Below are 24789 nucleotides of genomic sequence, written 5' to 3'. Positions count from 1 at the left end.
CATGTATATCGCCGTCAAGGGAGGTGAGTCAGCCATCAAAGCCTCGCGCGATCTGCTCGCAGCCGCGCGCCGGGGCGACCTGAATCTGCCCGCCATCGGCGTGGCGCAGGTGCAGGAGCAAATGGGCATGCTGGTCGGGCGGGTGATGGCCGAGGCCTCGCTCTACGACCCCGAACTGGCCGCCTTGGCGCTGGTGCAGGCGCAGGGCGACGCGATCGAGGCCGCTTTTTTGCTGCGCGCCTACCGCAGCACCTTGCCGCGCCTGGCCTTCAGCGCGCCGCTCAATTGCGACGCTATGCGTCCGCAGCGCCGCATCTCGGCGATCTTTAAAGACCTGCCCGGCGGCCAAGTCCTGGGGCCGACCTATGACTACACGCAGCGCCTGCTGGACTTTGGCTTGTTGCGCGGTGATGCACCGGCGGCTGTGGATCAAGTGCCGCCGGAGCAGGCACCGGAACAAGCTCAGTCCGTCATCAGCAATGCGCTGGAGGCGCTGTCCGCCCAAGGCCTGATCGAGCCCGCTCTGCCGCCCGACGGCGACCCCGAGCCGCTGGACATCACCCGCGACCCGCCGCGCTACCCGCTGCCGCGCTGCGGCCGCCTGCAAATGCTGGCCCGCGCCGACGAGGGTTGGGTCTTGGGCCTGGCTTATTCGACCCAGCGCGGCTACGCTTTTACGCACCCCTTTGCCGGCGACATCCGCTTCGGCGCGGTAACCGTGTCCTTGCAGCCGGACGAGCTGGACTTCGAGATCGAGGTCGGCGAGGTCGAGCTGACCGAATGCCAGATGCTGAACCAGTTTGTCGGCAGCGAAGGCGCGCCGCCGCAGTTCACGCGCGGCTACGGCCTGGTGTTCGGCCACGGCGAGCGCAAGGCGATGGCAATGTCGCTGCTGGACCGCGCGCTGCGTGCCGATGAGTTCGGCGAGCAGGTCAGCAGCCCCGCGCAGCAACAGGAGTTCGCACTGCCGCAGGGCGACAGCGTCGAGGCCTCGGGTTTTGTGCAGCATCTCAAACTGCCGCATTACGTGACCTTCGAGTCCGAGTTGCAACTGATACGCCAACTGCGCCAGGAGCGCAGTGACAGACAAGCAGCGGAGCAGCCATGAGCGAAAGCATCAAGCAACAAAGCGCAGAAGGCTATAACTTCGCCTATCTCGACGAGCGCAGCAAACGCATGATCCGCCGCGCGCTGTTGAAGGCGGTGGCCATCCCCGGCCACCAGGTGCCGTTCGGCTCGCGCGAGATGCCGCTGGCCTATGGCTGGGGCACAGGCGGCATCCAGGTCACGGCCGCCGTGATCGGCCAGGATGATGTCTTGAAGGTCATCGACCAGGGCAGCGACGACACCACCAACGCCGTCAATATCCGCGACTTCTTCGCCCTCACGACCGGCGTGGCCACCACCACCCGCACGGTGGACGCGACGCTGATCCAGACCCGCCACCGCATCCCCGAGACGCCGCTGCGCGAGGGCCAGGTCTTGGTCTATCAGGTGCCACAACCCGAGCCCTTGTACCGACTCGAGCCGAACCGGGCCGAATGCGAGAGCCTGCATGCGGCCGAGGAATATGGGCTGATGAATGTGAAGCTGTACGAGGACATCGCGCAATGGGGCCGGGTCGAGACGGCCTATGACTACCCGGTGCTGGTGAACGGCCGCTATGTGATGGCGCCCAGCCCGATTCCGGCCTTTGACAACCCCAAGATGGACCGCATGCCGGCGCTGCAGCTGTTCGGCGCCGGGCGCGAGAAGCGGCTCTATGCCGTGCCGCCTTACACCAGCGTGCGCAGCCTCGACTTCGAGGACCACCCGTTTGAAATCGAACCGCAGGGGCATGCCTGCGAGCTGTGCGGCTGCAAGACCAGCTTTCTGGATGAGGTCGTGCAAAGCGAAGGACAAACGCTATGGACCTGCTCGGACAGCGACTGGTGTGCCGCGCAAATGGAGCGAAAGAATGACCATGATTGAGCACCCGTTAACGATTCGTGATGCGCAGATTGGCGACCTACCGGCCTTGTTGGCGCTGTATCAGAGCAGCGGCCTGGACGGCCCAGGGAATCCAGACCTTGCGCGGCTTGAACAAGCCTGGCAGCAGATTCAAGCCCTGCCCTCGGCGCGCGTGCGCCTGGCCGAAACGGATGAGCGCCCGGTCGGCACGCTGACGCTGTTCGTCCTGCCCATGCTCTCGCACCAGGGCACGCCCTCGGCGGTGGTCGAAAGTGTCGGCGTCGCGGCCGATCTGCAGGGCCAGGGTGTCGGCCGCGCCTTGATGCAAGACGCAATAGATTTGGCGGCGGCGGCCGGCTGCTACAAGCTGGCGCTGTCGTCCAATCTGCGCCGCACCGAGGCCCATGCTTTCTACGAGAAGCTGGGCTTCGAGCAGCATGGCAAGAGTTTCCTGATTGAGTTGAAGTCATGAACGCCGTTCAACCTCTTTTGCAAGTGACGGGGCTAACGCACCGCTTCAATGCCGCCGGGCAAACCCGCGCGGCGGTCAGCGAGGCCTCGCTGAGCCTGTTCCCCGGCGAGGTGGTGGCGATTGTGGGCGAGTCAGGCTCGGGCAAGAGCACGCTCTTGAACTGCATCGCCGCGCGGCTGCAACCCGCTGCCGGCCAGGTGCTGTACCGCAGCGCGGCCGGTGAGCTGGTGGACGTGCACCGCATCAGCGAGCGCCAACGCCGCCTGCTGGCCCGCACCGAATGGGGCTTTGTTGAGCAGCATGCGGCCGATGGTCTGCGCATGAATGTCAGCGCCGGCGCCAATATCGGCGAGCGCCTGATGGGCGCCGGCCTGCGCCATTATGGCCAGCTCCGCGCCACTGGCGAGGACTGGATGAGCCGGGTCGAACTCGACCCGCTGCGCATCGACGACTCGCCACGCGGCTTCTCCGGCGGCATGCGCCAGCGCCTGCAAATTGCCCGCAATCTGGTCACCAAGCCGCGCCTGGTCCTGATGGACGAGCCGACCTCGGGGCTGGATGTGTCGGTGCAGGCCAAGCTGTTGGATCTGATCCGGCTGCTGGTCGCGCGCATGCATCTGTCCGCGCTGATCGTCACCCATGATCTGGGCGTGGCGCGCCTGCTCGCGCATCGCACGCTGGTGATGCGCGAAGGCCGCATCGTTGAAGAGGGACTCACCGACCGCGTGCTGGACGACCCGCAGCATCCCTACACGCAGCTGCTGGTCGCCTCGGTGGTGGCGCCATGACGATGAATTCAATAACGCCTGTCTTGAGCGTGCAAGATGTGCGCAAGCATTTCACGCTGCATCTGCGCAGCGGCCAGGCGCTGCCGGTCCTGCACGGCGTCTCGCTGGATGTGCGGGCGGGCGAATGCGTGGCGCTGGTCGGTGCCTCGGGCCAGGGCAAGTCCACCTTGATCAAATGCCTGTACGGCAGCTACGGCGTCGACAGCGGCCGCATCCTGTTTACCAGCGAGCAGCCGGACACCGAGCCGCTCGATCTGGCCCAGGCAAGTCCGCAGCAAGTGCTGGCGCTGCGCCGCCGCGAGCTGGCCTATGTCAGCCAGTTCCTGCGCGCGCTGCCGCGCGTCGGCGCGCTTGATGTGGTGGCCGAGCGCCTGCTGCAGGCCGACCCCGAACTGCAATCGGGCAGCGCCGATGAGGCCCGCTGGCGGGCCGCGCAGCAGGCCGCGCGGGCCCAGGTGGCCGAGCTGTTCGCGCGCCTGAATTTGCCTGAGGCGATCTGGGACTTGCCGCCGGCCACCTTCTCGGGCGGCGAGCAGCAGCGCGTCAATATCGCGCGCGGCTTTGTGCAGCCGGCCCGCCTGCTCTTGCTGGACGAGCCGACCGCCTCGCTGGATGCGATGAACCGCCGCGTCGTGATCGATATGATTGCCGCCGCCAAGGCCGCCGGCACCGCCATCGTCGGCATCTTTCACGACGAGGAAGTGCGCGAGGCCGTCGCCAGCCGCTGCGTCAGCCTGCCGGTTGCCGCCCAGCCAGAAAGAAGTCTTGTATGAAAAATGATCTGTTGTTGACGAACGCGCAATTGGTGCTGGGCAAGGAAGTGATTCGTGGCCACCTGCGCGTGCAAGGCGGCGTGATCACCGAGATCGCCACTGGCGGCAGCGCGGTTGCGGGGGCGATCGACCTGGGCGGTGACTATCTGCTGCCGGGTCTGGTCGAGGTACATACCGACAATCTTGAGCGGCATGTGATGCCCAGACCCAAGGTCATCTTTCCGATGCTGGGCGCCGTGATGGCCCATGATGCCGAGATTGCCTCGGTCGGCATCACCACCGTGCTGGACGCGATCGGCGTCGGCGACCCTTATGGCGACGGCTTTCGGGCGCGCGACCAAAGCGCCTTGTTGGACGTGCTGGATCAAATGCAGGCGGCCGGCGTTTTGAAGGCCGATCACCTGATCCATGTGCGCTGCGAGCTGCCGGCGCCGAACGCGCGCGAGTTGTTCGAGCCCTTTGCCGAGCATCCGCGTCTGCGCCTGATTTCGCTGATGGACCACACGCCGGGCCAGCGCCAGTGGACCAATCTGGACCATGCCAAGACCTACTACACCGGCAAAAAGGGCTGGAGCGACGCGGTCTGGGCCCGCGAAGTCGCCCTTGCGCCGCAGCGTCAGGCCGAGCATGCCGAGCCGAACCGGGCCTGGTTTGCGGACTTTGCGCGCAAGCACAAGGTCGCCTTGGCCACGCACGACGACACGACTATGGCCCATGTCGACGAGGCGCAAGCGCTGGGAGCAGGCATGAGCGAATTCCCCACCACCTTGGCGGCGGCGCAGCGCGCTCACGGCCTGGGCCTATGCACGGTCGCGGGTGCGCCCAATGTGCTGCGCGGCGGCTCGCACTCGGGCAATGTCTCTGCGTTGGACTTGGCCCGCGCCGGCGTGCTGGATGCGCTGAGTTCCGACTATGTGCCGTCCAGCCTGCTGCAATCGGCTTGGCTGCTGCGGCGCGATGCGGGCTTCAGCCTGCCCGAAGCGCTGACCGTCGTCAGCCGCAGGCCGGCCTTGGCTTGCGGCTTGGCGGATCGTGGGGAAATTGCCTTAGGGCTGCGGGGCGACTTGGTGCGGGTGCGCGAGGTCGCCGGCCAGCCGGTGGTTTGCGAGGTCTTTGTGCGGGGGCGGCGGGTGGCCTAGAGCCGGTCGGGCTTGAGGTCGTCGCGATCCCAACGCATAAAGCTGGGCGGCAGACCGTCGGGCATGCGGATGGCCGGTGATCAGTGAGACCCTGCCCCAGTTCCAAGCCCAAAAGGAAATGCAGGCCCAAGCCGGTTTCGTCGTTCGCTGCGGGCGCTCAGCCGGAGGTGGATGTTATGGTTCAAGCTGCCGAGCATAAGCCCGCCGCCGACCTGGACTTGACCCATGCCCCAAGAGACCGCAAGCGGCTCAACACCTATCAAGTGCCTGACTTGCCACTCCTGCTCCACGCCGCTGCAAGGTGCGTTCTGCCATGTCTGCGGCATCAAGGCGCAGTGCCTGCCGCTGACGCTGCCCGACATGTGGCAGGACTTTAGCGAGCGGGTGCTGCATATAGAGAAGAGTCTCAAGCGCACGGTCGGGCATTTGTGCTGGCAGCCGGCCGTGGTGTTCAAGGCATTTTTGCAGGGCCAACGCCTGCGCTACACCCACCCCCTGCCGTTTTTGGTGGCGATCGCCACGCTCAGCGTGCTGCTGGGCCATCTCTACGGCGAGCCATATTTCGAGGCTTATCGGGCCCAGCTGCTGCAGCAGGTCAGTGGCAGCTTGCCGCCGGCTCGCAGTGCTCTGTATGCGCAGCTCAATGTGTGGCTTAGCCTATCAATGCCCTACTGGATGCTGATCTTCACCTTGCCCACAGCTGGTTTGATGCGATTGCTGTTCCCGCAGCGGGGTTTCACTATCGCCGAGGCTTGGGCGGTGGGCCTGTACGGCGTCGCCATGGCCATGCTGCTCGGCCTGCTGCTCAGCAGCCTGGGCCAATGGGCCCAAGTGCCCCTGGCGATGCTGCAAACCATCACCGATGCAACCTTGCTGCTGCTCACCATCGCCTACTACCTGGCTTGGTTGGGGCACAGGCCCTGGACCTTGCTGCGGGTGGTGGTGGCCTGCTTGTTTGGCTTTGCACTGATGAACCAGTTGCAGGAGTTGCTTGTTTACAGGATAGCGGCCTGGCTGCCCGGCATTCAATAGATCGGGACAGCAGCTGGGGTCAGGCCCGATTTGATCCGTCACATGTCGGCGTTATGCTGGCGGCGCACCTCACTCGATAGCCCTCAGATGCACACCCTACCCGCCCCAGCCATGGAGCCCTTGACGGGCTACCGCGAACTGCCCAGCCAGGCCATGTTGGCCCAAGCCCAGGCCAACTACCAACAGCTGCTGCGTCGGCGCACCGTGCGCGACTTCGACAGCCGGCCGGTTGAGCGCGCGGTGATCGAGCAATGCCTGCTCGCCGCCGGCACCGCGCCTTCAGGTGCCAACCAGCAGCCCTGGCATTTCGTCGTCATCACCGATGCCGATCGCAAAGCGCAGATCCGTGCCGCCGCCGAAGAAGAAGAGCGCAGCTTCTACAACGGCCGCGCACCCGAGGAATGGCTGCGCGCGCTGGCGCCGCTGGGCACCGACGCCAGCAAGCCATTTTTGGAAGAAGCGCCGGTCCTGATCGCAATCTTTGCGCAGAAGTACGGCATCGACGCCAACGGCGAGCGCTTCAGCCATTACTACGTGCCCGAGTCGGTCGGCATCGCCACCGGCTTTTTGATCAGTGCCTTGCATGACGCCGGCCTCGCCACCCTGACCCATACGCCCAGCCCGATGGGTTTTTTGAGCAAGCTATGCGGCCGGCCTGAGGCCGAGAAGCCGGTGATCCTGTTGGTGCTGGGCTACCCCAAGGCCGGCTGCCAAGTGCCGGTGCATGGCGGCATCAAAAAACCACTGGCAGAGATCAGCACCTGGCTGTAGATCTGAGACGACTGCCGGGTGGACGACAATACGCCGCCCATGCAAACCGCCGCCCCCATTTATCCAACGCTGGATGTCCCCACACTGCTGATCGTCTATCAGGTCGTGGCGACGCTGATGGCAGTCGTCACCCTCGGTGGCGCCTGGAGTGCGCGTGGCCGCCACGGGCTATGGCTCTGGGCGGGCGCATTTGGCGTCATCGCGCTGGCGCAACTGCTGCGCGTGTTGCTGATGGCCACCGGCACTGCGATCCCCTGGCTGAATACCGGTCACATCGGCGGCGTCATTTCCAGCGCCTTGGTGCTGCTGGCTGTGCGCAGCTTTCTGGGCCTGCGCCTGCACTGGCCGCCGGTGGCTTTGTTTACCGCGCTGGCCTGCCTGGCCTCGATCTTGTTGGGAGCCTGGGGGCTGCCGCTCTGGACATCGCTCTCGCTGACCCTGGGCGCCAGCGCGCTGCTGCGCGGCTTTGCGCTGGCCCCCATCATCCGCAGCTGGCGCAACCGGGGTGGTTTTGCGCTCGGTCTGGCGCTGATCGATCTGGCGCTGTCGGTGGCCGCTCACGCGCTGCGCGCCGCCACAGTGACACCCGCTTTTGCTGGCTCGACCGAGCAGTCTGTCGCCAACAACGGCTTGTGGCTGCTGGTCTTCATCCTTTTGCTGATAGGTCAGGCCTTTGCCGTGCTCTTGCTGGTCAATAGCGAGTTGCAGCGCAGCCTCTGGTCGATGATAGAGATCGACCCCTTGACCGGCCTGCTCAATCGGCGTGGCCTGAAGAACCGCATGGGCCGCCTGCGCCAACGTGGCCTTGCTGCCAATGTCACGCCTGGCATGGTGGTGGCCATGATTGATTTTGATCACTTCAAACAGATCAATGACCGCCACGGCCATGCCGCCGGTGACGCGGTGCTGCGCGGCTTGGGTCTCCTGCTGCTCAGCCATGTGCGGCCCAATGACCTGGCCGTGCGCATGGGTGGCGAGGAGTTTGCGGTGGTGTGGCAAGACGTCAGCGCCGAAGATGCGGTGAAGCTGGCCGAACGGCTGCGCCAGAGCGTCGCCGATGAGCGCTTCAGCACCGAAGCCGGCGCCATCCACTGCACCGTCAGCATCGGCATCGCGATGCCGCGCACCCAGCAGGAGGCTCTCGACGACCTCCTGGGCCGCGCCGACGCGGCGCTCTACAAAGCCAAGCGCGAGGGCCGCAACCGGGTTGAGCGGGCCTACTAGCAAGGAGTTTGCCGGTCAATTAGAGGGTTTGGCCGGGCCGCGATAACCAGCCGAAAGCCCCGGCTCATCGACGCTTTGGCAGCGGGCGGCCTGCCTATCATGACGGGAACTTCCGCTCCACAGATCGCAACCATGCACAGCTCCACCAACACCGCGCCGGCTTTGCCGGGTCGCACCTCGCCGGGTCGCATCAAGGCAGGAGCGTGGCTGTTTGGCTGGGCACCCCAGCTCAGATTGGGCTTGGGATTGGCCGTCGTGCTGAGCCTGGGCGCCTGCGGCGGTGGCGGCGGCTCGGACAGCGGCAGCACCCCCAAACCGGACGCGACTACACCCGGCGTGACCACTTTTACTGTCGCACCCACACTCAGCGGCGTCGCAGCGCTGGGCTCGCCGTTGACCAACGCAAGGGTCAAGGTGATGGACGGCACCGGTGCGCCGGTCGGCTCGGCCACGACCCGACCCACGGATGGCAGCTACACCCTGACCCTCAACAACAAAGTTTTGAAAGCCCCGCTGCTGGTGCAGGTCAGCGGCATCGACGCCGCCGGCAATCCGCAGGTCCTGCACTCTGCCGTGCCTTTGATGGATGCCAGCAAGCCGGCCATGTGGGCCAATATCACGCCGCTCAGCAATGCCATCGTCGCATTGGCCATCGGCAGCGACCCGCAGCCGGTGTTTGCCAGCCCGGCCGCCAGCGCAGCGGCGATGGCCGCACCGGCCGCCTCGGCCGCCAGCGCCGCTGGCGAGTTCGTCAAGAGCATGATCAAAACCCAGCTGAGCGACCTCAAGTTCACCAATGCGGCCGCACTGGATCTGCTCGGCGACGCCAGCTTTGTGGCCGACAAGTCGGCGCAAGATTTGCTGCTGGAGTCTTTGCGAGTGCAATTGGGCAAGAACAATAAGGGCATCGAGCAGCTGCTGATCAGCAACAAACTGAGCACCAGCGCCACCCCAGAGGTGCAAGTCAGTTTGGGCCTGGCCCAGACCGAATTGCTCAAAGCGACCGGCGGCACCCCGGCCACGGCCATTACCTCAACGCTGAAGCTGGCCTCTACCGCCAAGGCGACGCTGGACAATCTGCCGCTGCTGGATGAGCTGGCCAAAAGCCTGAACGCCCTGATCTCGCAGGGCAAGACGGCCGCTGACTTCAAAGCGGCCGCGCAGCTGAGCGCCTACACCCAGCACAACAGCGCCGACAAAGACGCCACGGCCGCCAAGCTGGCCGACTTCGCGAGCAAGAAGGGCCAGATCGGCCGCTTCATGGTGACCGGCTGCGCCGATGACGCGCTGCTGGTGGGCTTGTGCAAGAAAGTGCTGGTATCCGCCAATGTCAGCGACGCCAGCGGCAGCTTGCTGGCCCAGTTCAGTGACGCGGTGTCCTTCACCAAAGGCGCCAACGCCACCACGCCAGGCCAATGGGGCTTGGTCGGCAATGGCAAGGGCTTTGGCGTCAATGTCTACCCGGTCAGCGTGATTCATTTGGGGGCGGATGGCAGCGTCAGCGCGGCCAGCGGCAGCGCCTCCAGCCCTGAACCCAATCCCTGGGTGGGCATACAAGTCGCGATTCAAGCGCAGACATCGACCGCCACGCCGACCAAGATCATGGATACCGCCACGGTGCAATTGCAGAGTGGCTACAGCATCCCTTTCGCCTACTGCAGCCGCAAGCTGCTCTGCCTGTCCGACACGCCCGGTGCCAAGCTGGTGAAGCCCACCGGCAGCATTACCGAGCTGGTGCTCAAACAATCCGCACTGGGTTGGCTGGGCAGCGCCGAAAGCCAACGCGGCGCCAAATACATGGCCAGCTTCACGCTCGATGACAAGGCGCTGACGGAGACCGCCACGGCTTATTTGCCGGCGGATGTGCCGGCCGAGTCGGCGACCGCGCGCTTCCCCGCCATCGACGCCTTGAGCAGCAGCCAGCCGCTCACGGCGCAGGCCTTCCGTAGCGGGCTGACCTTCAATTTCGCCACCTGGGCGGCGGCCAATCCGGATATGCGCTTGATCAGCGTGCGGGTCTTGCTGGTCGGCTTTATCTTGCCCCTGTTCGTCGATACCGAGCCACCGAATGCACCGCTCACCACGCTGACGTTGGCGCCCGTGGCGCTGCCGAGCTCGGCTACCGTGTCGGCCGAGTTCTGGCTCGGCGCGCAAGACTCGACGGGGCGGCGTTACTACACCCGCTACGCCCTGCCGACGCAGTAAGGCGGGAGCTGGGTGGCCGCTTTGCAGGTGGCGCCAGCAAATAAGCTTATGCTCAGGTCTGGGAGCCTGACATAACGACGCGCATGCACACACTCCGACAACAGCTTGTGTTGACCACTGCGGTGGTGTTCTCGATTGCCACCCTGGTGATCTTGTTGGCCGCACGCTGGATCGTCGTTGATGCCATGGCGCAAGAAACCGCGCGCGCCGGGGAGCGCAGTGCCTCGCTGCTGTCGGCGTCGCTGGGGCCCATGCTGGCCGTGTCTGACCTGGCCTCGATCGAAGAATTGGCCCAAACCCTGGTCCAGCGCGGCGACTTCAGCTATATCCAGATCAGCGATAGTCGCGGCGTAACGCTGGCCAGCGTCGGGCTGGCACAAGGCAGCGATGCGCAAGGCTTTGTGCGGGATTTGCACATGGGCTCGCGCAACTACGGACAAGCCAGTTTCGGCATCGCCCGCACCGGCGAGCGCCAAGCGGCCGCCCAAGTGCAGTGGCAATTGCTGGCGCTGTGCTTGGGCACCTTGCTGCTGGCCGCCGCCTCGCAGGTCATGGTGGCGCGCCTACTGACCCAGCGGCTGAGCGCCTTGCACGCCGGCGCAGACCGCATGGCCGCTGGCGAGTCCGATGTGCAAATCGAAGCCAGTGGCAGCAATGAATTGGCGCTGCTGGCGGGCGCCTTCAACCAGATGTCCAAGGCCTTGTCAGAACGCTTCAAGGCACAACAAGCGGCCGAGCTGTCTTTGCAAGAGGCCAATGAGGCGCTGGAGTTGCGCGTCACCCAGCGCACCGAACACCTTGAGCAAGCGCTGACCCGCTTGCGGTATACCCAAGACGAGTTGGTCGAGGCGCAAAAACTGGCCTCGCTGGGCGCCCTGGTGGCGGGCATCTCTCATGAGCTCAACACCCCCATCGGCAATGCGGTGACGGCCGCCTCATCACTGCAAAGCCTGATGCAGGACACCGCGCTGCTGGTGCAGCAGCAGCAAGTCTCGCGCCGGGGCCTGAGCGATGCCCTCAATAACGGCGAACAGATGGCCGCCCTGGTGTTGCGTGCGACGCAAAGGGCGGCCGAGTTGATCAGCAGTTTCAAGCGAGTGGCGGTCGATGACAGCAGCCAATATCGGCGCAAGTTCGATCTTTGCGAGGTGCTGGAAGATCTGGTCTTGAGCTTTGGGCCTAGCCTCAAACGCAGCCAAACCCGGGTCGAGTTGCGGGTGCCGGCCGGCATTGAGTTGGACAGCTATCCCGGCCCGCTGGACCAAGTGCTTGGCAATTTGATTCAAAACGCCGAGCGGCATGCCTTCAACGGGCGGCTCGGCGGGGTGATACAGATCAGCGCCAGCCAAGCGGATGGGCGCTTGGACTTGCAGGTGCGCGACGATGGCCATGGCATGACGGCCGAGTTACAGAGCCGTATTTTTGAGCCCTTCTTCACGACCAGATTGGGCCAGGGCGGCTCCGGCCTGGGCCTGTCCATCGTGCGCAATTTGGTGAGCGGGCTGCTGGGCGGGCAAATCAGCGTACGCAGCGAGCCCGGCCAGGGCTGCTGCTTCAGCATCAATATTCCCTTGGTCGCGCCGCTCAAGGCGCAAGGCTGAGCGGGTCAGGTGGGAGCGCCGATGATGTCTGTTGTTCACCTGAAGCTGCGGCGACGCCATTGTTTGGCCTGGCTGGTCGGCCTGAGTGCAAGCAGCGCAGCGAGTACTTTTGCCCAGACCAGCACGAGCGAAAGCGCCAGCGGCGGCATTGTCTTCGGCATGGTCCCCTATCTGCCGGTGCAGCAGCTGGTGCGCCTGTACGAGCCGGTGGTGAACTTGTTCGAGCGCTCGCTGGGCAAGCCCGCTCGGCTGGCCTCCGCGCCGGACTTTGAGCAATTCATCGAACGCGCCAGGCGCGGCGAGTTCGATCTGGTCGGCGCCTCGCCCCATGTGGCCCGCATCCTGCACCGCGAGGCCAGCTTCCTGCCGCTGGTGCGCGCCACCGCGCCTTTGGAGCCGCTGCTGATCGTGCCGCAGGACAGCCCGGTCAAACGCCTGCAAGACCTGGCCCAACAAGCGGTACTGGTGGCCGACCCATTTGCCGTGCATGTCTTGATTGCTTTGCGCGCGATGCGCGACCAGGGGCTGGTGCCGGGACGCGACTTCAAACTCATCATCGCCGGCACTCAGCGCAACGGCGTGCAGCGCATGCTCAAGGGCGACGCGGCAGCAGCAGTCGGTTCGGCTTCCACTTTGGGCATCTTGCCGGTCGAGCTGAGCGGCCGCTTTCGAGTGCTGCTGCGTGCGCCCAAGGGGCTCACGCCGATGGCCTATATGACACATCCGCGTCTGCGACCGCAAGTCGAACGCTTGCGGCAAGCTTTGCTGGACTTCCCGGCCACGCCCGAGGGTCAGGTCATGCTCAAGGCCGCTCAACATGATGGTTTGGTCACATTGACCGACGCCGAACTGGTCGGCGTGGATCCGCTGGTGGTGGAGTTCTACAAGCAGCGCGGGGCGGGTTGAGCTACGCAGGGCTGCGGCTGAATGCTGGCTTGATCGCAGCTCGCAGCTCGCAATCGCGGCTGATTTGAGGCTTGTCAAGCAAGCGCAGCTCATGTTGTACTCGGGCCCTAGCGCCTATCCATCGGCAGGGCAAGGTGGAGAGGATTTTGGTGAGGCGGAGGTGCCCATGAATCCTGGTGACATTCCGGACGATGCTGCGGCCAAACAGGCCAGGCTCAGGGCGGCGCATGCTTTGGTAAAGCCATGTGTTCTCGATGGCCAAGGCCCAGCACCCGAAGCTGCGAGCAGTAGCATCGACATGGGTTTTGCGGACTTCATGCAGGATGTCGTGGCGCAGTTTGACCCGCAATTTCGCCACCTCTACGTCAACAAGGCGATCGAGCGCATCACCGGACGCGCAGCGGCGCAGTTCATCGGTCGCTCCAATACCGAGTTGGGCATGCCGCCTGACCAGGTGGCACTTTGGGATGCCTCGCTGACCGAGGTCTTCCTTACTGGCCAGCCCAGCACCATTCAGTTCACCTACACCGGGCCCGAGGGCGCACATCTGATGCAAACCCGGCTCACGCCGGAACTGACACCGGCCGGCCGGGTCTGTTCGGTCGTCACGGTGGCGCGCGACTTGACCAAGCTGGTTCACCACGTGAGCCCGCCAGCAGACCACCTTGCGCAGAAAACTCGCATGCCAGACGCGGACTTTGGCGCGATGTCAGATCCACGCACAGCTCTCGCACTTTTTGAGGCCATCGTCCAGTCCTCTGACGACGCCATCATCAGCAAGACCCTGGACGGTGTCGTCACCAGCTGGAATGCCGGCGCACAAACTATTTTTGGCTACACCGCCGAGGAAATGATAGGCCAGCCGATGCTGTTGCTGTTCCCCTTGGATCGCAAGGACGAAGAACGCTTCATTCTGGAACTGCTGCTGGCGGGCGAAAAGGTTGACCACTTTGAAACCGTGCGCCAACGCAAGGATGGCAGCCTGGTGCATGTGTCGGTGTCAATCTCACCCATTCGTGACGCGCACAAGCGCATCATCGGCGCCTCCAAGATTGCCCGCGACATCAGCAAAAAGAAGCTCGCCGAAGCACGCTTGCGTCTGACCGCCAATGTATTCACCTATACCAGCGAAGGGATTGTGATTGCCAGCCCGGCCGGCGTGCTGCTGGACGTCAACGAGGCGTTCACACGCATCACCGGCCATAGCCGCCAAGCGGTGCTGGGTCAGGACTACCGGCAGGTCTGCAACGGCGTCGAAGACGCCAGCAAGATCGAAGCCATGTGGCAAGCCTTGCGGCAGACCGGTCATTGCCAGGGCGAGGTCTGGAGTCGGCGCGAGGACGGCAGTGACTTTGCTGCGCTGTTGACGGTCAGCGCAATTGAGGACAGCTCTGGCCAAATTCAAAGCTATGTCGCTTTGTTTGCGGACATCACGCCGCTGCGCATGCAGACCGAAAAGCTGGAGCATTTCGCCCATTACGACGCGATGACGGACTTGCCCAACCGGCTGCTGCTGTCTGACCGCCTGCGCCAGGCGATGGCCAATAGTGCGCGCCAGGACCAGACCTTGGCGGTCTTGTATCTGGACTTGGATGGCTTCAAAGCCGTCAACGACAAGCATGGTCATGGCGTCGGCGATCAACTCTTGATCACGGTCTCTCAACGGATGAAGTCGGCCTTGCGCGAGGTCGACACCTTGGCGCGCATCGGCGGCGATGAGTTTGTGTTGGTGCTTGTCGATGTGCGAGGACAGGCCGAACTCAACGCCTTGATCGAGCGCATCTTGAAGGCTTGCTCCGAGCCCATCATCTTCGGGGAGCACTTGTTGCAGGTGTCTGCCAGCATCGGCGTGACGCTCTATCCGCAAGACGATGTGGAGGCCGATCAATTGATGCGTCATGCCGATCGCGCCATGTACGAGGCCAAACAAAACGGCAAGAATCGCTACCAACTTTTTGACGCCGCCCAGGACGCCGAGTTCAAGCATCGCGGCGAAGGCTTGCAGCGCCTGCAAGTTGCGCTGGAGCAGTCGGAGTTCGAACTGCATTTTCAACCCAAGGTCAATTTGCGCAGCGGCCTTGTGATGGGTGCTGAGGCCTTGATCCGCTGGCGCCACCCGCAGCAAGGCCTGCTCGCTCCGGCCGCCTTCTTGCCGCTGCTGGAGGGGCATGCGCTGGGCGTGAGGCTCGGCTATTGGGTGATCGAAACCGCTTTGCGGCACATTGAAGCGTGGCAGGATCAGGATCTGGCCCTTGCTGTCAGCGTCAACGTCAGTGCCTGGCAGTTTCAGCAACAGGACTTTGTCAGCCAACTGGCGCAGATCCTGCGTCGCCATCCACGTGTCGGCAATGGGCGGCTGGAGCTGGAAATACTGGAAACCAGCTCGCTGGAAAATCTGCAGGTCGTGTCACAAATGATGCGGGAATGCGGGCAGCTGGGCGTGCACTTTTCTATCGATGATTTTGGCACCGGCTATTCCTCGCTGACCTACCTCAAGAATTTGCCCGCTGAGACGCTAAAAATTGATCAGAGTTTTGTGCGCGACATGTTGATCGATCATGAGGCGCTGGCCATTGTGCAAGGCATCATTGGCCTGGCTGCGGCCTTCAAGCGCCAGGTCATCGCGGAAGGGGTGGAAACCCAAAGCCATGGCGAGCAACTGCTCGCCATGGGCTGCGAGCTGGCACAGGGTTATGGCATCGCCCGACCCATGCCGGCCGAACAAATGCTGCCCTGGGTGCGTGCCTGGGAGGCGCGCAGCTGACGCGGGTACGCCGGCTTACTTCAGCAGACCTTCGGCGGTCATCGCCGCGATCACCGCCGGGCGTGCCGCGACACGGGCGCGCAAGTCCACCAGATTGGCGTAAGCGCTGACATCAACGCCCACATACTGGCCCCAGTTGCTGACCACGAACAAATAGGCATCGGCCAGCGTGAAGTGATCGCCGAGCAAGTATTGCTTGCCCTCGAGCTGCTCATTGACCCAGGCGAAGCGCTCAGCCAGCTTGGCACGCACCTGCGGCTTGTAATCTTCCGGCGTGGCCGGGTTGAACAGCGGCGAGAAGCTCTTGTGCAGCTCGGACGTGATGAAGTTCAGCCATTCCTGCAGGCGATAGCGCGCCATCGTGCCATTGGCCGGCGCCAGATTTGTCCCGGGTGCCAGATCGGCAATGTATTGGACGATGGCCGGGCCTTCCGTCAGGCGCTCGCCATTGTCCAGCTCCAAGACCGGCACCGAACCCTTGGAATTGATGCTGTAGAAATCGGTCCCGTCGGCAAGCTTCTTGGACTTGGTGCTGGCCAAGACCAGCTCGAACTTCAAGCCAGCTTCAAGCAAGACAATGTGCGGAGACAGTGAGCAGGCACCGGGGCTGTAATAGAGCTTCATAACGGGAGTTCCTTGCGGGTTGAAAGACGCGGTAGGGTACGCCCAAATGAATTCACCCACATCACACCCAGCTTTTGCGCCACAGCGAGCCAAGCTCAGTAGAGAATCTGGGAAAAAAATGGGGTCAGGTTCGTTTTTTCCACGCGCCAAATTGACCCAGCACAAGACGGCATTCAAACAGCGGGCGTAGATTGGCAGTTCAGCAATCCCCGACGCCGCCCCACATGAACATTGACCTGCGCGCAATGCTGAGTAAGCTAGGCTGGCCCTCGCGCCTCGCCTTGCTCGCTTTTGCACTTGCTTTGCTCGCTCTCGCATGGCGCAGTTGGCGCGGCCCGGAGGTGATGACCAGCACGCTGTTGCGGCGCGATTTTGTGCAGTCGGTGGTGGCCAGTGGCCGGGTTGAGGCGCCGCACCGGGCCGATATTGCCGCGCAGATCACCGGCACCGTGACGCGCGTGCCGGTGGCCGAGGGGCAACAGGTGGCAGCTGGCGATTTGCTGGTGGAATTGGAATCGGCCGAGTTGCGCGCCAGTCAACGCCAGGCCGAGTTGGCGGTGCAGCAGGCCTTGGCTCGGGTGCGCCAAGTCGCTGAACTGCAAGCGCCGGTGGCCGAACAGCAGCTGCGCCAAGCACTGGCCAATTTGAATAACGCCAAATCTCAGCTGAACCGGCAACAAGCCCTGTTCGAGCAGGGCTTCATCGGTGAGGCCGCCCTGGATCAAGCTCGCACGACGCTGGCCTTCAATGAAGCGCAATGGCGCTTGAGCCAAAAACAGAGCGAAGCGCTGCGCCCCGGCGGCAGCGACGCCGCGCTGGCCGACGCCGCCTTGGCGCAGGCGCGTGCCAACGCCGAGGCGGCAGCCGCCCGCAGCCGCTATGCCCGCATCAGCGCGCCGGCCGCCGGCACGCTGATCGGCCGCAAGGTGGAGGTCGGCGATGTGGTGCAGGCCGGCAAAGTTTTGATGACGCTGTCTCCGGCCGGGCGCACCCAGTTGGTCTTGAGCATCGACGAGCGCAATCTGCGCCTGATCGCACCCGGCCAACCAGCCCTGGCGTCGGCCGACGCCTACCCCGATCAGCACTTTGAGGCTCATTTGGTGTTCATCAACCCCGGCGTGAATGCGCAGACCGGCGCGGTCGAGGTCAAGCTCGATGTGCCGGCGCCACCGCCCTATTTGAGCCAGGATATGACGGTGTCGGTGGACATCGAGGTGGCGCGCCGCCCGCAGGCCTTGCTGCTGCCGCTGGCCGTCGTGCGTGAGCCTCAAAGCGCTGCGCCCTGGGTGCTGCGTGTCGGTGAGGACGGTCGCGACAAAGGTATAGCACGCCGCCAAAGCGTGCGCCTGGGCCTGCGCAGCGGCGGCTATGCCGAGCTGCTGGACGGCCTGGTCGAAGGGGACCGCCTGGTGCTGGGCAGCGAGCCGGTGAAGGACGGCGCCAGGGTACGCGCCAGACCGGATCCAGTTGGCGCCAAACCTGGCGGCGCCGCCCCGCTCGCCGGTCGTTGAAGGCCTGAGCCCTATGGCCCGCACACTGCCCGCCGGCTTGCCTTTCGAATGGATCGTCGCGCTGCGCTTTTTGCGTGAAGGGCGGCTGCAGACCTTGTTCATCATCATCGGCGTGGCGATAGGCGTGGCCGTGATCGTGTTCATGTCGGCCTTGCTGGCTGGGTTGCAGGGCAACTTCATCCGGCGCGTGTTGACGGCGCAAGCGCATATTCAGCTGTTGCCGCACCAGGAAGTGACGCGCGCGCTGCGGCCGGCCAGCCCGACCGAGCAGCCGGGCGCCATCGTCCAGCCGCCGCTGCAGCGGCTCAAGTCGATTGACCAATGGCAGGCGGTGGCGGCGCAGGTGCGTGCCACGCCCGATGTGCTGGTAGTTTCGCCGCTGAGCAGCGGCTCGGCGCTGGTGCTGCGCGGCAATGCAAGCCGGGCAATTTCGGTCAACGGCATCGACCCCGATTTGTATTACCGCATCGTTGACTTGAACGACAAGCTGGTGCGCGGGCGCGCCGATCTCGGCGGCACGGACATCTTGATCGGCATCGATCTGGCCACCGATCTGGGCGTTGACATCGGTGACAAGCTGCGCCTGTCGACCGCCAACTCGGAAAACGCGCAGGCCAGTACCTTGACCATCATCGGCATCTTCGATCTTGGTAACAAAGGCGCCAATCAACGCAGCACCTTTGTGGCGCGCCATACCGCCCAAAGCCTGCTGGGCCTGCCCGGCGGCGTCACCAGCCTGGACGTGACGGTGCGCGATGTCTACGCGGCCGAGCGGATAGCGCAGTCGATCGCGGCCAACACCGGCGTGCAGGCCGACAGCTGGATCAAATCGAGTGCGCAGTTCTTCTCGGCCATCAGCGCGCAAACCACCGCGAACACGGCGATCCGCTTTTTTGTCGGGCTCTCGGTAGCCTTTGGCATCGCCAGCGTGCTGGTCGTGGTGGTGGTGCAGAAATCGCGCGAGATCGGCATTCTGCGTGCGATGGGTATTTCACAGGCGCAGATACTGCGCGTCTTTCTGCTGCAAGGCGGGCTGCTGGGCTTGGGCGGCTCGCTGCTGGGCAGCTCCATCGGCGCCCTCGCCTTGTGGCTGTGGCAACAATATGCACGCAATGCCGATGGCACGCCGCTGTTTCCGCTGGTGTTCGATCCGCAGCTGTTTGGCGCCGCGCTGCTCTTGGCCACGCTGACGGGTTTGCTCGCTGCATTTGCGCCGGCCCTGCGTGCGGCAAGACTAGACCCCGTGGTGGCGATCCGTGGCTGAGCCGGGCAGCAACATGACGAGCACCGAGGTGGTGGTGCAGCTGCATGGCGTGCGCAAGGTCTTCAACCCCGGCACGCCGATCGAGACCGAAGTGCTGCATGGCATCGACCTGAGCCTGCACAAGGGTGAGTTCTGCGCCGTGATGGGGCCCTCGGGCTCGGGCAAAAGCACGCTGCTCAATATCGTCGGCCTGCTGGACCGGCCGAGCAGCGGCAGCCTGGCGATTCATGGCGTAGAAACCACCCATTTGGACGACCGCGCGCTGACCCGGCTGCGCGGCCACAGCATCGGTTTTGTATTCCAGTACCACCACCTGATCACCGCATTCACCGCGCTGGAGAACGTGATGATGCCGATGTTGGGTGCGGCCGGCTTTCCTAACGCCGAGATGCACCAGCGTGCATTGGAGCTGATTGCCAGCGTCGGCTTGACGCCCTGGCAAGACAACTTGGCCGGCAACTTGAGTGGCGGCCAGCAACAGCGTGTGGCCGTGGCACGCGCGCTGGCGATGAAGCCTGCCCTGCTCTTGGCCGATGAACCGACCGGCAACCTGGACAGCAAAAGCGCCGATGCGGTGTTCGAGCTGCTGCGCCGCGTCAACCAGCAGCAGGGCACGGCCGTGCTGTTCGTGACACACAACCCCACCTTGGCCGCACGCTGCGACCGCACGATCCAGGTGATCGACGGCTTGGTCAGTGGCTAGCGACTGGCGACTCAGGCCTCTTGTTCGGGCACGAAGATCCACAAAAGGATGTAGACCAGCACACCGGAGCCGGCAAACAGCGCCAGCACCGTCAGCAGCAAGCGGCAAAGCCAAGACTCGATGCCGGTCAACCTGGCAATGCCACCGCAGACACCGCCGATCCAGCGGTCATCAACGCTGCGCCGCAGCTCGTTGATGCCGCCCGCTGCGGCGCTGCGCGTGGCGCCATAGCCGGACGTGGTCGAGGACGAACCGGTGCCAGCGCCACCCAGGAGGCGCTCTTTGGCGCGGGCGAATTCTTCGGCGGTCAACACACCGCGCTGATGCAATTCAGCCAATTTATCCAGCTCGATGCTGTCAGACATTGCTTGCTCCTACAAAGTGATGGACGTAGCTTAACGTGGGGCCTGCACGTACTGTTTGCAAGTTGCGACGAACTGCTGTTACGCCTGGCTGAACTTGGCGGCCAGGCGCACGATATGCATGCGTAAACTTGCCCATGCCGCTGAAATCATCGCTTATGCTTTGAAAATGTCGTCGCCCCATCACCGCCTCTTGATCATCCTTGCCCTGCTCGCCAGCGCCGCCCTGGCTTGGCTGCCGCAGCTGGACGCGATGGCCAGCGCGCGCGTCGACGCGGGCTTGAAACGTGCCTTGATCACCTTTGCCACCGCGCGCACGCTCAACGCCGTGATCTCGACGCTGCAGGAAACGACCGTGTCGTTGCAGCCGCTGGGCGTCGGCCTGACGCTCGCTCCCGGCCAGGCGCTGGACCCCATCAATGATCTGATCGAGCAGTTCTCAACGCTGATGCTGGGGGCCTCGGTGTCCTTCGGCGTGCAAAAAGTATTGATCTCGCTCGGCGGCAACGCCTGGGTCAGCGCGGCGCTGACGCTGATGGCATTCGGCACTGGCTGGGCCGTCTGGCAGCGCCGCAGGCTGCCGGGCTATGCCCGCACGCTCTTGATCGCCTTGCTGGTATTGCGCTTTGCCGTACCGCTGACCATCCTGGGCAGCGATCTGGCCTTCCGGCATTTGTTGGCCGACAACTACCAAGCCAGCCAGCAAGGCATCGCCAACACCGCCGGCGAGTTGGGGCGCCAGGCCGCTTCGGTGCAGCAAGCCAACGCCCCGGCCACTGAGTCGGCCTTTGACAAGCTCAAACGCGCAGCTACGCTGCCGGATGTTCGGGCCTATGCGGAACGCATGCAGTTGGCGGCCGACAAGGCGGTCAGCGATGTCGTGAACTTGATCGTTGCCTTTCTATTGCAGACCTTGGTGTTCCCGCTGCTGCTGCTGTGGCTGCTGCTGCGCTTGGCCAACATGGCGCTGCGCTCAGCCACCGACTGAGGCGGCGCCGGCCAAGCCTGGCGGACTGCCATTCAACGGCGCAATTCGCCGTTCGCCGCTTCGAGCCCGTTTGCGCCGCTGGCGCTGCCCATAATCCGCTCCAGTTCTGCACCACATGTTCTCGGAGAACGGATATCTATGACAGACCGAATACCAACACGACCCTCCGGCCTGCTACGCCAGGGTGCGCGGATCGCTGCGACGGCCGGCATCGCCCTCGCCATCGCGCTCACTACCGCGAGCAATCCCGCCCATTCAGCCACGAGTCCGCCCAGCAGCGGCACCAGCCCCTGCCGCATCGAGGGCATGCCCAATGAGTTGCAATGCGGCCATATCAAGCGCCCGCTGAACCCGGCCGAGCCGGGCGGCACGCAGATCGATATCCACTTCCTGGTGGTCCCGGCGATGGCACGCAACAAGCAGCCTGACCCGGTCTTGATGCTGGCGGGCGGCCCCGGCCAGAGCGCCATGGCCGTGGCGCCGATGGTGATGAGTCGGCTGGCGCGGCTGAACAACCGCCGCGACATCGTCTTCATCGACCAGCGCGGCACCGGCAAGTCGGCGCCGCTGCAATGCGCCGACGACCGCGATCTGCCTATCGCCGAGGCCTTGGACGCGAGCGCACAGTTCAAACGGCTAGAGACTTGCCGCTTGGCGTTGGCCAAGTTGCCGCATGGCGATATGCGCTTTTACTCGACCACGATTGCCATGCAGGACTTCGAGGCCGTGCGCGCAGCCCTCGGCGCACCGCAATGGAATCTGATCGGCGGCAGCTACGGTACGCGCGCCGCGCTGGAGTATTTGCGTCTGTTCCCGGCGCAGGTGCGCCGCACCGTGCTGGACGGCGTGGCGCCGCCCGATATGGTCTTGCCGGCCAGCTTCTCGACCGATGGCCAGGCCGCTCTCGACGCCAGCTTGCTGGCCTGCGAACAAGAGCCGGCTTGCCAGCAGCTGTTTCCAAAGCTGCGCCAGGAATGGGCCGCCCTCTTGCAAAGCATGCCGCGCCAAGTCAGCGTCATGCACCCGCTGACCGGCCAGCCAGAGAGCTTCACACTGAGCCGGGAGATGCTGCTGCGCAGCGTACGTTTGCCGCTGTATTCACCGGCTTTGGCGGCTGCCCTGCCCGCGGCCATCCATGCCGCCCATCAAGGGCGTTTGGAGGGCTTGATGGGCCTGAGTGGTGCCCTGGCCAGCGGCAAGTCAAGCCGGCTTGCCATGGGCATGCATTTCTCGGTCGTCTGCGCAGAGGACGTGCCGCGCTTGGAGAAAAGCGCCGACCTGCCCGGTGCTGACTTTGGCCGCGATGACGCAAGGCTTTACACCCAGGTTTGCCAGTCATGGCCACGCGCCCAGATCGCGCCGGCCTTCTTCAGCATGCCGCCGACCGCCTCGCCGGTACTGCTGCTCAGCGGCGGCGCCGACCCGGCCACACCGCCGCGCCACGGCGAGCGCGCGGCCAAGGCCTTGGGCGCCACCAACGCCAAGCTGGTACAGCACATCGTCGTGCCCGAGGCCGGCCACGGCGTGATGGGCGTGGGCTGCATACGCGAGTTGCTGTTCCGCTTTGTGGACGCCAAGACCGATGCGCTGGCGCTGCCGCAAGACGCGGCCTGCGCAGCCAAGATTCCGCGCCCCGGCGCCTTCCTGCCGGTGCAGGCCAGTAGCACGTCAGCCGCCAAGGTGCAGCCATGATTCAGATCGAGAACGTCAGCAAACAGTTCATCGCCAAAAGTGGCGGCTCGCTGCTCAAGCGCCCGGCCAAGCTGCTGGTGCAGGCGGTCAAGGCGGTGACGGTGGACGCGCCCGACGGTCGCATCACCGGCTTGCTCGGCCCCAATGGCGCCGGCAAGACCACCACGCTGCGCATGTTGGGTGGCTTGTTCACGCCGGACAGCGGCAGCATCACCGTCGACACCATCAAAGTGGCCGAGCAGCCCCGCCAGGCCCTGGCACGCATGGGTATTCTGGGCGACGCCCATGGCCTCTACCCGCGTCTGTCGGCACGCGAAAACATCATCTACTTCGGCCGCTTGCAGGGCATGGAAGAAGGCGCGGCGAATGCGCGCGCCGAGGAACTGGCCAAGCTCTTGGACATGGGCAAGATTCTCGACCGCCGTGCCGAAGGTTTCAGCCAGGGGGAGCGGATGAAGACGGCACTGGCCAGAGCCCTGGTGCATGACCCCGCCAATATCGTGTTGGACGAGCCAACCAATGGCCTCGATGTGCTGGCCACCCGCTCGCTGCGCGAGGCGCTGCGCCATCTGTGCTCGGCAGCGGGCGGCAGCAAATGCATCATTTTCTCGACCCACATCATGCAGGAGGTGGAGCAGCTGTGCGAACACGTCGTCATCGTGGCGAATGGGCGCAGCGTGGCCGAAGGCTCGGTCGAGCAACTGCTTGAACAAGCCGGCGAGCGCAAGTTCGAAGACGCTTTCGTCAAACTGGCTTTCAGCCAGGAACAGGCAGGAGTTGCGGCATGAAACAACTGCAAGCAAAGCAACAAGCAAGTATGGGCAAGAATTTCTGGATCGTCTTTGTCAAAGAGGTGCTGGACGCGCTGCGCGACCGCCGTACGCTGCTGCGCCTGATGGTGCCGGCGGTGCTGATGGGGCCGCTATTGTTGTTGGCGCTGTCAGGCTTTATCTCCTCGCTGGAAGAACGCGCAGACAAGCGCGAAGTGATGGTGGCCGGCATCGAACACGCACCGACGCTGCGCAACTATCTGGAGCGCCAGACCTACACGATCAAAGCGGCCCCGGCCGACTATGAGAGCCAGCTGCGCAACACCAAATTGCTGGAGCCGGTGCTGGTCATCGGCAAAGATTTTGAAAAAGAGTTGCTGACAGGCCAACAGCCGACCGTGGAGCTGGTCAGCGACAGCGCCAACCAACGTGCCAGCACCGGCCTGGGCGGCCTGAGCCGATTGCTCGGCGGCTTCAACCGTGAGCGCGCGTCGCTGAATATGGCGCTGCGCGGCGTCTCGACCGAACTGCTGCAGCCGGTCTTGGTGGAAGAGCGTGACCTGGCCAGCGCCCAGGCCCGCGCCACCCGCATCACCAGCATCATCCCGATGTTCATCATCATGGCCGTGCTTTACGGCGCGCTCACGGCCGCGCTCGACAGCACGGCCGGCGAGCGCGAACGTGGTTCGCTGGAGCCGCTGCTGATGAACCCGGTCCAGCATCTGGCCCTGGTGCTGGGCAAATGGGGCGCGGTGGCGCTGCTGGGCTTGTTGGTGGCGCTGCTGGCCAGCCTGAGCTTCATCCCGGCGCAATGGCTGCTCAGGAGCGACAGCTTGCAGGCGATGTTCCAGTTCGGTTGGTACGAGGTGTTCGCCTTTTTGCTGCTGCAACTGCCGCTGGCGGCCGGCCTGGGCGCGGTCTTGATGGCGATGGCGATTCGCTCCAAGACCTTCAAAGAGGCGCAGGCCGGCAGCGGCCTGATCGTCACGCTGGTGGGCCTGGCGCCCATGGTGAGCATGCTCAACCCGGGCGGTGACGCGGCCTGGTATTTGTGGGTACCAGGACTGGCCCAGAACACGCTGATGATGCTGGTTCTGAAGGGCGAGGCCTTGACTTGGGCGCAGGTGATGCCGGGGGTCTTGGTGGGGGCGGGGCTGACGCTGGCCTGCCTGCTGTTCGTCGCCAAGTCCATGCGACTGGCCGTGGCCGGACACAAATAGTCCCGTGGGCTCCTGAACCTGCGCAGGGCG

General features: G+C 64.4%; 22 protein-coding genes. 20 read left to right on the top strand and 2 right to left on the bottom strand.

Going from position 1 to position 24789, the window contains the following annotated elements; all coding sequences use genetic code 11:
* Position 1: 1 nt before the first annotated feature.
* From LNV09_RS01320 to LNV09_RS01260, 13 genes are all read left to right on the top strand, one after another.
* The gene (locus tag LNV09_RS01320) at positions 2 to 1108 is read left to right on the top strand and encodes a carbon-phosphorus lyase complex subunit (protein WP_263555264.1); all 1107 of its coding nucleotides are present in this window, start codon (positions 2 to 4) and stop codon (positions 1106 to 1108) included.
* Positions 1105 to 1971 carry an alpha-D-ribose 1-methylphosphonate 5-phosphate C-P-lyase PhnJ gene (locus tag LNV09_RS01315; RefSeq protein WP_263555263.1) on the top strand — a complete coding sequence of 289 codons (867 nt, stop codon included), beginning with the start codon at positions 1105 to 1107 and terminating at the stop codon, positions 1969 to 1971. Before LNV09_RS01320 ends, LNV09_RS01315 begins: the two co-directional genes overlap by 4 nt.
* Positions 1958 to 2422, top strand: coding sequence for a GNAT family N-acetyltransferase (locus LNV09_RS01310; protein WP_263555262.1), 465 nt, complete (start codon positions 1958 to 1960; stop codon positions 2420 to 2422). Before LNV09_RS01315 ends, LNV09_RS01310 begins: the two co-directional genes overlap by 14 nt.
* On the top strand, positions 2419 to 3210 hold the full coding sequence (gene phnK, locus LNV09_RS01305; RefSeq protein WP_263555261.1) for a phosphonate C-P lyase system protein PhnK: 792 nt from the start codon (positions 2419 to 2421) through the stop codon (positions 3208 to 3210). The genes LNV09_RS01310 and phnK overlap by 4 nt, the downstream gene beginning before the upstream one ends.
* Positions 3207 to 3983, top strand: a complete 777-nt coding sequence (gene phnL / locus LNV09_RS01300) for a phosphonate C-P lyase system protein PhnL (protein WP_411969186.1) — start codon at positions 3207 to 3209, stop codon at positions 3981 to 3983. The genes phnK and phnL overlap by 4 nt, the downstream gene beginning before the upstream one ends.
* Positions 3980 to 5122, top strand: a complete 1143-nt coding sequence (locus tag LNV09_RS01295; protein ID WP_263555260.1) for an alpha-D-ribose 1-methylphosphonate 5-triphosphate diphosphatase — start codon at positions 3980 to 3982, stop codon at positions 5120 to 5122. The genes phnL and LNV09_RS01295 overlap by 4 nt, the downstream gene beginning before the upstream one ends.
* 225 nt (positions 5123 to 5347) lie before the next feature.
* The gene (locus tag LNV09_RS01290; protein WP_263555259.1) at positions 5348 to 6154 is read left to right on the top strand and encodes a DUF3667 domain-containing protein; all 807 of its coding nucleotides are present in this window, start codon (positions 5348 to 5350) and stop codon (positions 6152 to 6154) included.
* Positions 6155 to 6265: 111 nt separating this feature from the next.
* Complete coding sequence (locus LNV09_RS01285; protein ID WP_263555258.1) at positions 6266 to 6925, top strand: nitroreductase family protein; 660 nt, start codon at positions 6266 to 6268, stop codon at positions 6923 to 6925.
* A gap of 39 nt (positions 6926 to 6964) precedes the next feature.
* Positions 6965 to 8149 carry a GGDEF domain-containing protein gene (locus LNV09_RS01280; RefSeq protein ID WP_263555257.1) on the top strand — a complete coding sequence of 395 codons (1185 nt, stop codon included), beginning with the start codon at positions 6965 to 6967 and terminating at the stop codon, positions 8147 to 8149.
* A 132-nt stretch (positions 8150 to 8281) separates the two neighbouring features.
* Positions 8282 to 10354, top strand: a complete 2073-nt coding sequence (locus LNV09_RS01275) for an Ig-like domain-containing protein (protein ID WP_263555256.1) — start codon at positions 8282 to 8284, stop codon at positions 10352 to 10354.
* An 83-nt stretch (positions 10355 to 10437) separates the two neighbouring features.
* The gene (locus LNV09_RS01270) at positions 10438 to 11955 is read left to right on the top strand and encodes a sensor histidine kinase (protein ID WP_263555255.1); all 1518 of its coding nucleotides are present in this window, start codon (positions 10438 to 10440) and stop codon (positions 11953 to 11955) included.
* Positions 11956 to 11979: 24 nt separating this feature from the next.
* Positions 11980 to 12861: a phosphate/phosphite/phosphonate ABC transporter substrate-binding protein gene (locus LNV09_RS01265; RefSeq protein ID WP_263555254.1), complete on the top strand. Its 882-nt coding sequence runs from the start codon at positions 11980 to 11982 to the stop codon at positions 12859 to 12861.
* A 166-nt stretch (positions 12862 to 13027) separates the two neighbouring features.
* Positions 13028 to 15625, top strand: coding sequence for a sensor domain-containing protein (locus tag LNV09_RS01260; RefSeq protein WP_263555253.1), 2598 nt, complete (start codon positions 13028 to 13030; stop codon positions 15623 to 15625).
* Between the two features lie 15 nt (positions 15626 to 15640).
* On the opposite strand, the gene gstA is transcribed toward LNV09_RS01260, so the two are convergent.
* Positions 15641 to 16249, bottom strand: a complete 609-nt coding sequence (gstA, locus tag LNV09_RS01255) for a glutathione transferase GstA (protein ID WP_263555252.1) — start codon at positions 16247 to 16249, stop codon at positions 15641 to 15643.
* A 224-nt stretch (positions 16250 to 16473) separates the two neighbouring features.
* On the opposite strand from gstA, the gene LNV09_RS01250 reads away from it, so the two are divergent.
* Genes LNV09_RS01250 through LNV09_RS01240 form a run of 3 tightly spaced genes read left to right on the top strand, consistent with a single transcriptional unit; the run spans position 16474 to position 19727 of the window.
* Positions 16474 to 17760: an efflux RND transporter periplasmic adaptor subunit gene (locus tag LNV09_RS01250; RefSeq protein WP_263555251.1), complete on the top strand. Its 1287-nt coding sequence runs from the start codon at positions 16474 to 16476 to the stop codon at positions 17758 to 17760.
* Positions 17761 to 17773: 13 nt separating this feature from the next.
* Positions 17774 to 19024 (top strand): ABC transporter permease, encoded by a 1251-nt coding sequence (locus LNV09_RS01245; RefSeq protein WP_263555250.1) that lies wholly within the window; start codon positions 17774 to 17776, stop codon positions 19022 to 19024.
* A 13-nt stretch (positions 19025 to 19037) separates the two neighbouring features.
* Positions 19038 to 19727 (top strand): ABC transporter ATP-binding protein, encoded by a 690-nt coding sequence (locus LNV09_RS01240; protein ID WP_263555249.1) that lies wholly within the window; start codon positions 19038 to 19040, stop codon positions 19725 to 19727.
* An 11-nt stretch (positions 19728 to 19738) separates the two neighbouring features.
* Here the strand turns inward: LNV09_RS01240 and LNV09_RS01235 are convergent, their stop codons facing one another.
* The gene (locus LNV09_RS01235) at positions 19739 to 20092 is read right to left on the bottom strand and encodes a PspC domain-containing protein (protein WP_263555248.1); all 354 of its coding nucleotides are present in this window, start codon (positions 20090 to 20092) and stop codon (positions 19739 to 19741) included.
* Between the two features lie 118 nt (positions 20093 to 20210).
* Here LNV09_RS01235 and LNV09_RS01230 point away from each other — a divergent pair, with 118 nt between their 5' ends.
* The 4 genes from LNV09_RS01230 (at position 20211) to LNV09_RS01215 (ending at position 24759) form a co-directional block, all read left to right on the top strand.
* Positions 20211 to 21077 carry a hypothetical protein gene (locus LNV09_RS01230; RefSeq protein ID WP_263555247.1) on the top strand — a complete coding sequence of 289 codons (867 nt, stop codon included), beginning with the start codon at positions 20211 to 20213 and terminating at the stop codon, positions 21075 to 21077.
* Between the two features lie 138 nt (positions 21078 to 21215).
* Positions 21216 to 22769, top strand: coding sequence for an alpha/beta hydrolase (locus LNV09_RS01225; RefSeq protein ID WP_263555246.1), 1554 nt, complete (start codon positions 21216 to 21218; stop codon positions 22767 to 22769).
* Complete coding sequence (locus LNV09_RS01220; RefSeq protein ID WP_263555245.1) at positions 22766 to 23557, top strand: ABC transporter ATP-binding protein; 792 nt, start codon at positions 22766 to 22768, stop codon at positions 23555 to 23557. Before LNV09_RS01225 ends, LNV09_RS01220 begins: the two co-directional genes overlap by 4 nt.
* Complete coding sequence (locus LNV09_RS01215) at positions 23554 to 24759, top strand: ABC transporter permease (RefSeq protein WP_263555244.1); 1206 nt, start codon at positions 23554 to 23556, stop codon at positions 24757 to 24759. The genes LNV09_RS01220 and LNV09_RS01215 overlap by 4 nt, the downstream gene beginning before the upstream one ends.
* Positions 24760 to 24789 lie beyond the last annotated feature (30 nt).

The sequence above is a fragment of the Paucibacter sp. B2R-40 genome (assembly GCF_025717555.1).
Classification (GTDB): Bacteria; Pseudomonadota; Gammaproteobacteria; order Burkholderiales; family Burkholderiaceae_C; genus Paucibacter_A.
This window is presented reverse-complemented; position numbering and strand designations above follow the sequence as displayed.

What these genes read in the sequence shown, in the direction of transcription:
- LNV09_RS01320 (WP_263555264.1), top strand. Translation starts at nt 2, where the DNA reads ATGTATATCGCCGTCAAGGGAGGTGAGTCAGCCATCAAAGCCTCGCGC.
- LNV09_RS01315 (WP_263555263.1), top strand. Translation starts at nt 1,105, where the DNA reads ATGAGCGAAAGCATCAAGCAACAAAGCGCAGAAGGCTATAACTTCGCC.
- LNV09_RS01310 (WP_263555262.1), top strand. Translation starts at nt 1,958, where the DNA reads ATGACCATGATTGAGCACCCGTTAACGATTCGTGATGCGCAGATTGGC.
- phnK (WP_263555261.1), top strand. Translation starts at nt 2,419, where the DNA reads ATGAACGCCGTTCAACCTCTTTTGCAAGTGACGGGGCTAACGCACCGC.
- phnL (WP_411969186.1), top strand. Translation starts at nt 3,207, where the DNA reads ATGACGATGAATTCAATAACGCCTGTCTTGAGCGTGCAAGATGTGCGC.
- LNV09_RS01295 (WP_263555260.1), top strand. Translation starts at nt 3,980, where the DNA reads ATGAAAAATGATCTGTTGTTGACGAACGCGCAATTGGTGCTGGGCAAG.
- LNV09_RS01290 (WP_263555259.1), top strand. Translation starts at nt 5,348, where the DNA reads ATGCCCCAAGAGACCGCAAGCGGCTCAACACCTATCAAGTGCCTGACT.
- LNV09_RS01285 (WP_263555258.1), top strand. Translation starts at nt 6,266, where the DNA reads ATGGAGCCCTTGACGGGCTACCGCGAACTGCCCAGCCAGGCCATGTTG.
- LNV09_RS01280 (WP_263555257.1), top strand. Translation starts at nt 6,965, where the DNA reads ATGCAAACCGCCGCCCCCATTTATCCAACGCTGGATGTCCCCACACTG.
- LNV09_RS01275 (WP_263555256.1), top strand. Translation starts at nt 8,282, where the DNA reads ATGCACAGCTCCACCAACACCGCGCCGGCTTTGCCGGGTCGCACCTCG.
- LNV09_RS01270 (WP_263555255.1), top strand. Translation starts at nt 10,438, where the DNA reads ATGCACACACTCCGACAACAGCTTGTGTTGACCACTGCGGTGGTGTTC.
- LNV09_RS01265 (WP_263555254.1), top strand. Translation starts at nt 11,980, where the DNA reads ATGTCTGTTGTTCACCTGAAGCTGCGGCGACGCCATTGTTTGGCCTGG.
- LNV09_RS01260 (WP_263555253.1), top strand. Translation starts at nt 13,028, where the DNA reads ATGAATCCTGGTGACATTCCGGACGATGCTGCGGCCAAACAGGCCAGG.
- gstA (WP_263555252.1), bottom strand. Translation starts at nt 16,249, where the DNA reads ATGAAGCTCTATTACAGCCCCGGTGCCTGCTCACTGTCTCCGCACATT.
- LNV09_RS01250 (WP_263555251.1), top strand. Translation starts at nt 16,474, where the DNA reads ATGAACATTGACCTGCGCGCAATGCTGAGTAAGCTAGGCTGGCCCTCG.
- LNV09_RS01245 (WP_263555250.1), top strand. Translation starts at nt 17,774, where the DNA reads ATGGCCCGCACACTGCCCGCCGGCTTGCCTTTCGAATGGATCGTCGCG.
- LNV09_RS01240 (WP_263555249.1), top strand. Translation starts at nt 19,038, where the DNA reads ATGACGAGCACCGAGGTGGTGGTGCAGCTGCATGGCGTGCGCAAGGTC.
- LNV09_RS01235 (WP_263555248.1), bottom strand. Translation starts at nt 20,092, where the DNA reads ATGTCTGACAGCATCGAGCTGGATAAATTGGCTGAATTGCATCAGCGC.
- LNV09_RS01230 (WP_263555247.1), top strand. Translation starts at nt 20,211, where the DNA reads ATGCGTAAACTTGCCCATGCCGCTGAAATCATCGCTTATGCTTTGAAA.
- LNV09_RS01225 (WP_263555246.1), top strand. Translation starts at nt 21,216, where the DNA reads ATGACAGACCGAATACCAACACGACCCTCCGGCCTGCTACGCCAGGGT.
- LNV09_RS01220 (WP_263555245.1), top strand. Translation starts at nt 22,766, where the DNA reads ATGATTCAGATCGAGAACGTCAGCAAACAGTTCATCGCCAAAAGTGGC.
- LNV09_RS01215 (WP_263555244.1), top strand. Translation starts at nt 23,554, where the DNA reads ATGAAACAACTGCAAGCAAAGCAACAAGCAAGTATGGGCAAGAATTTC.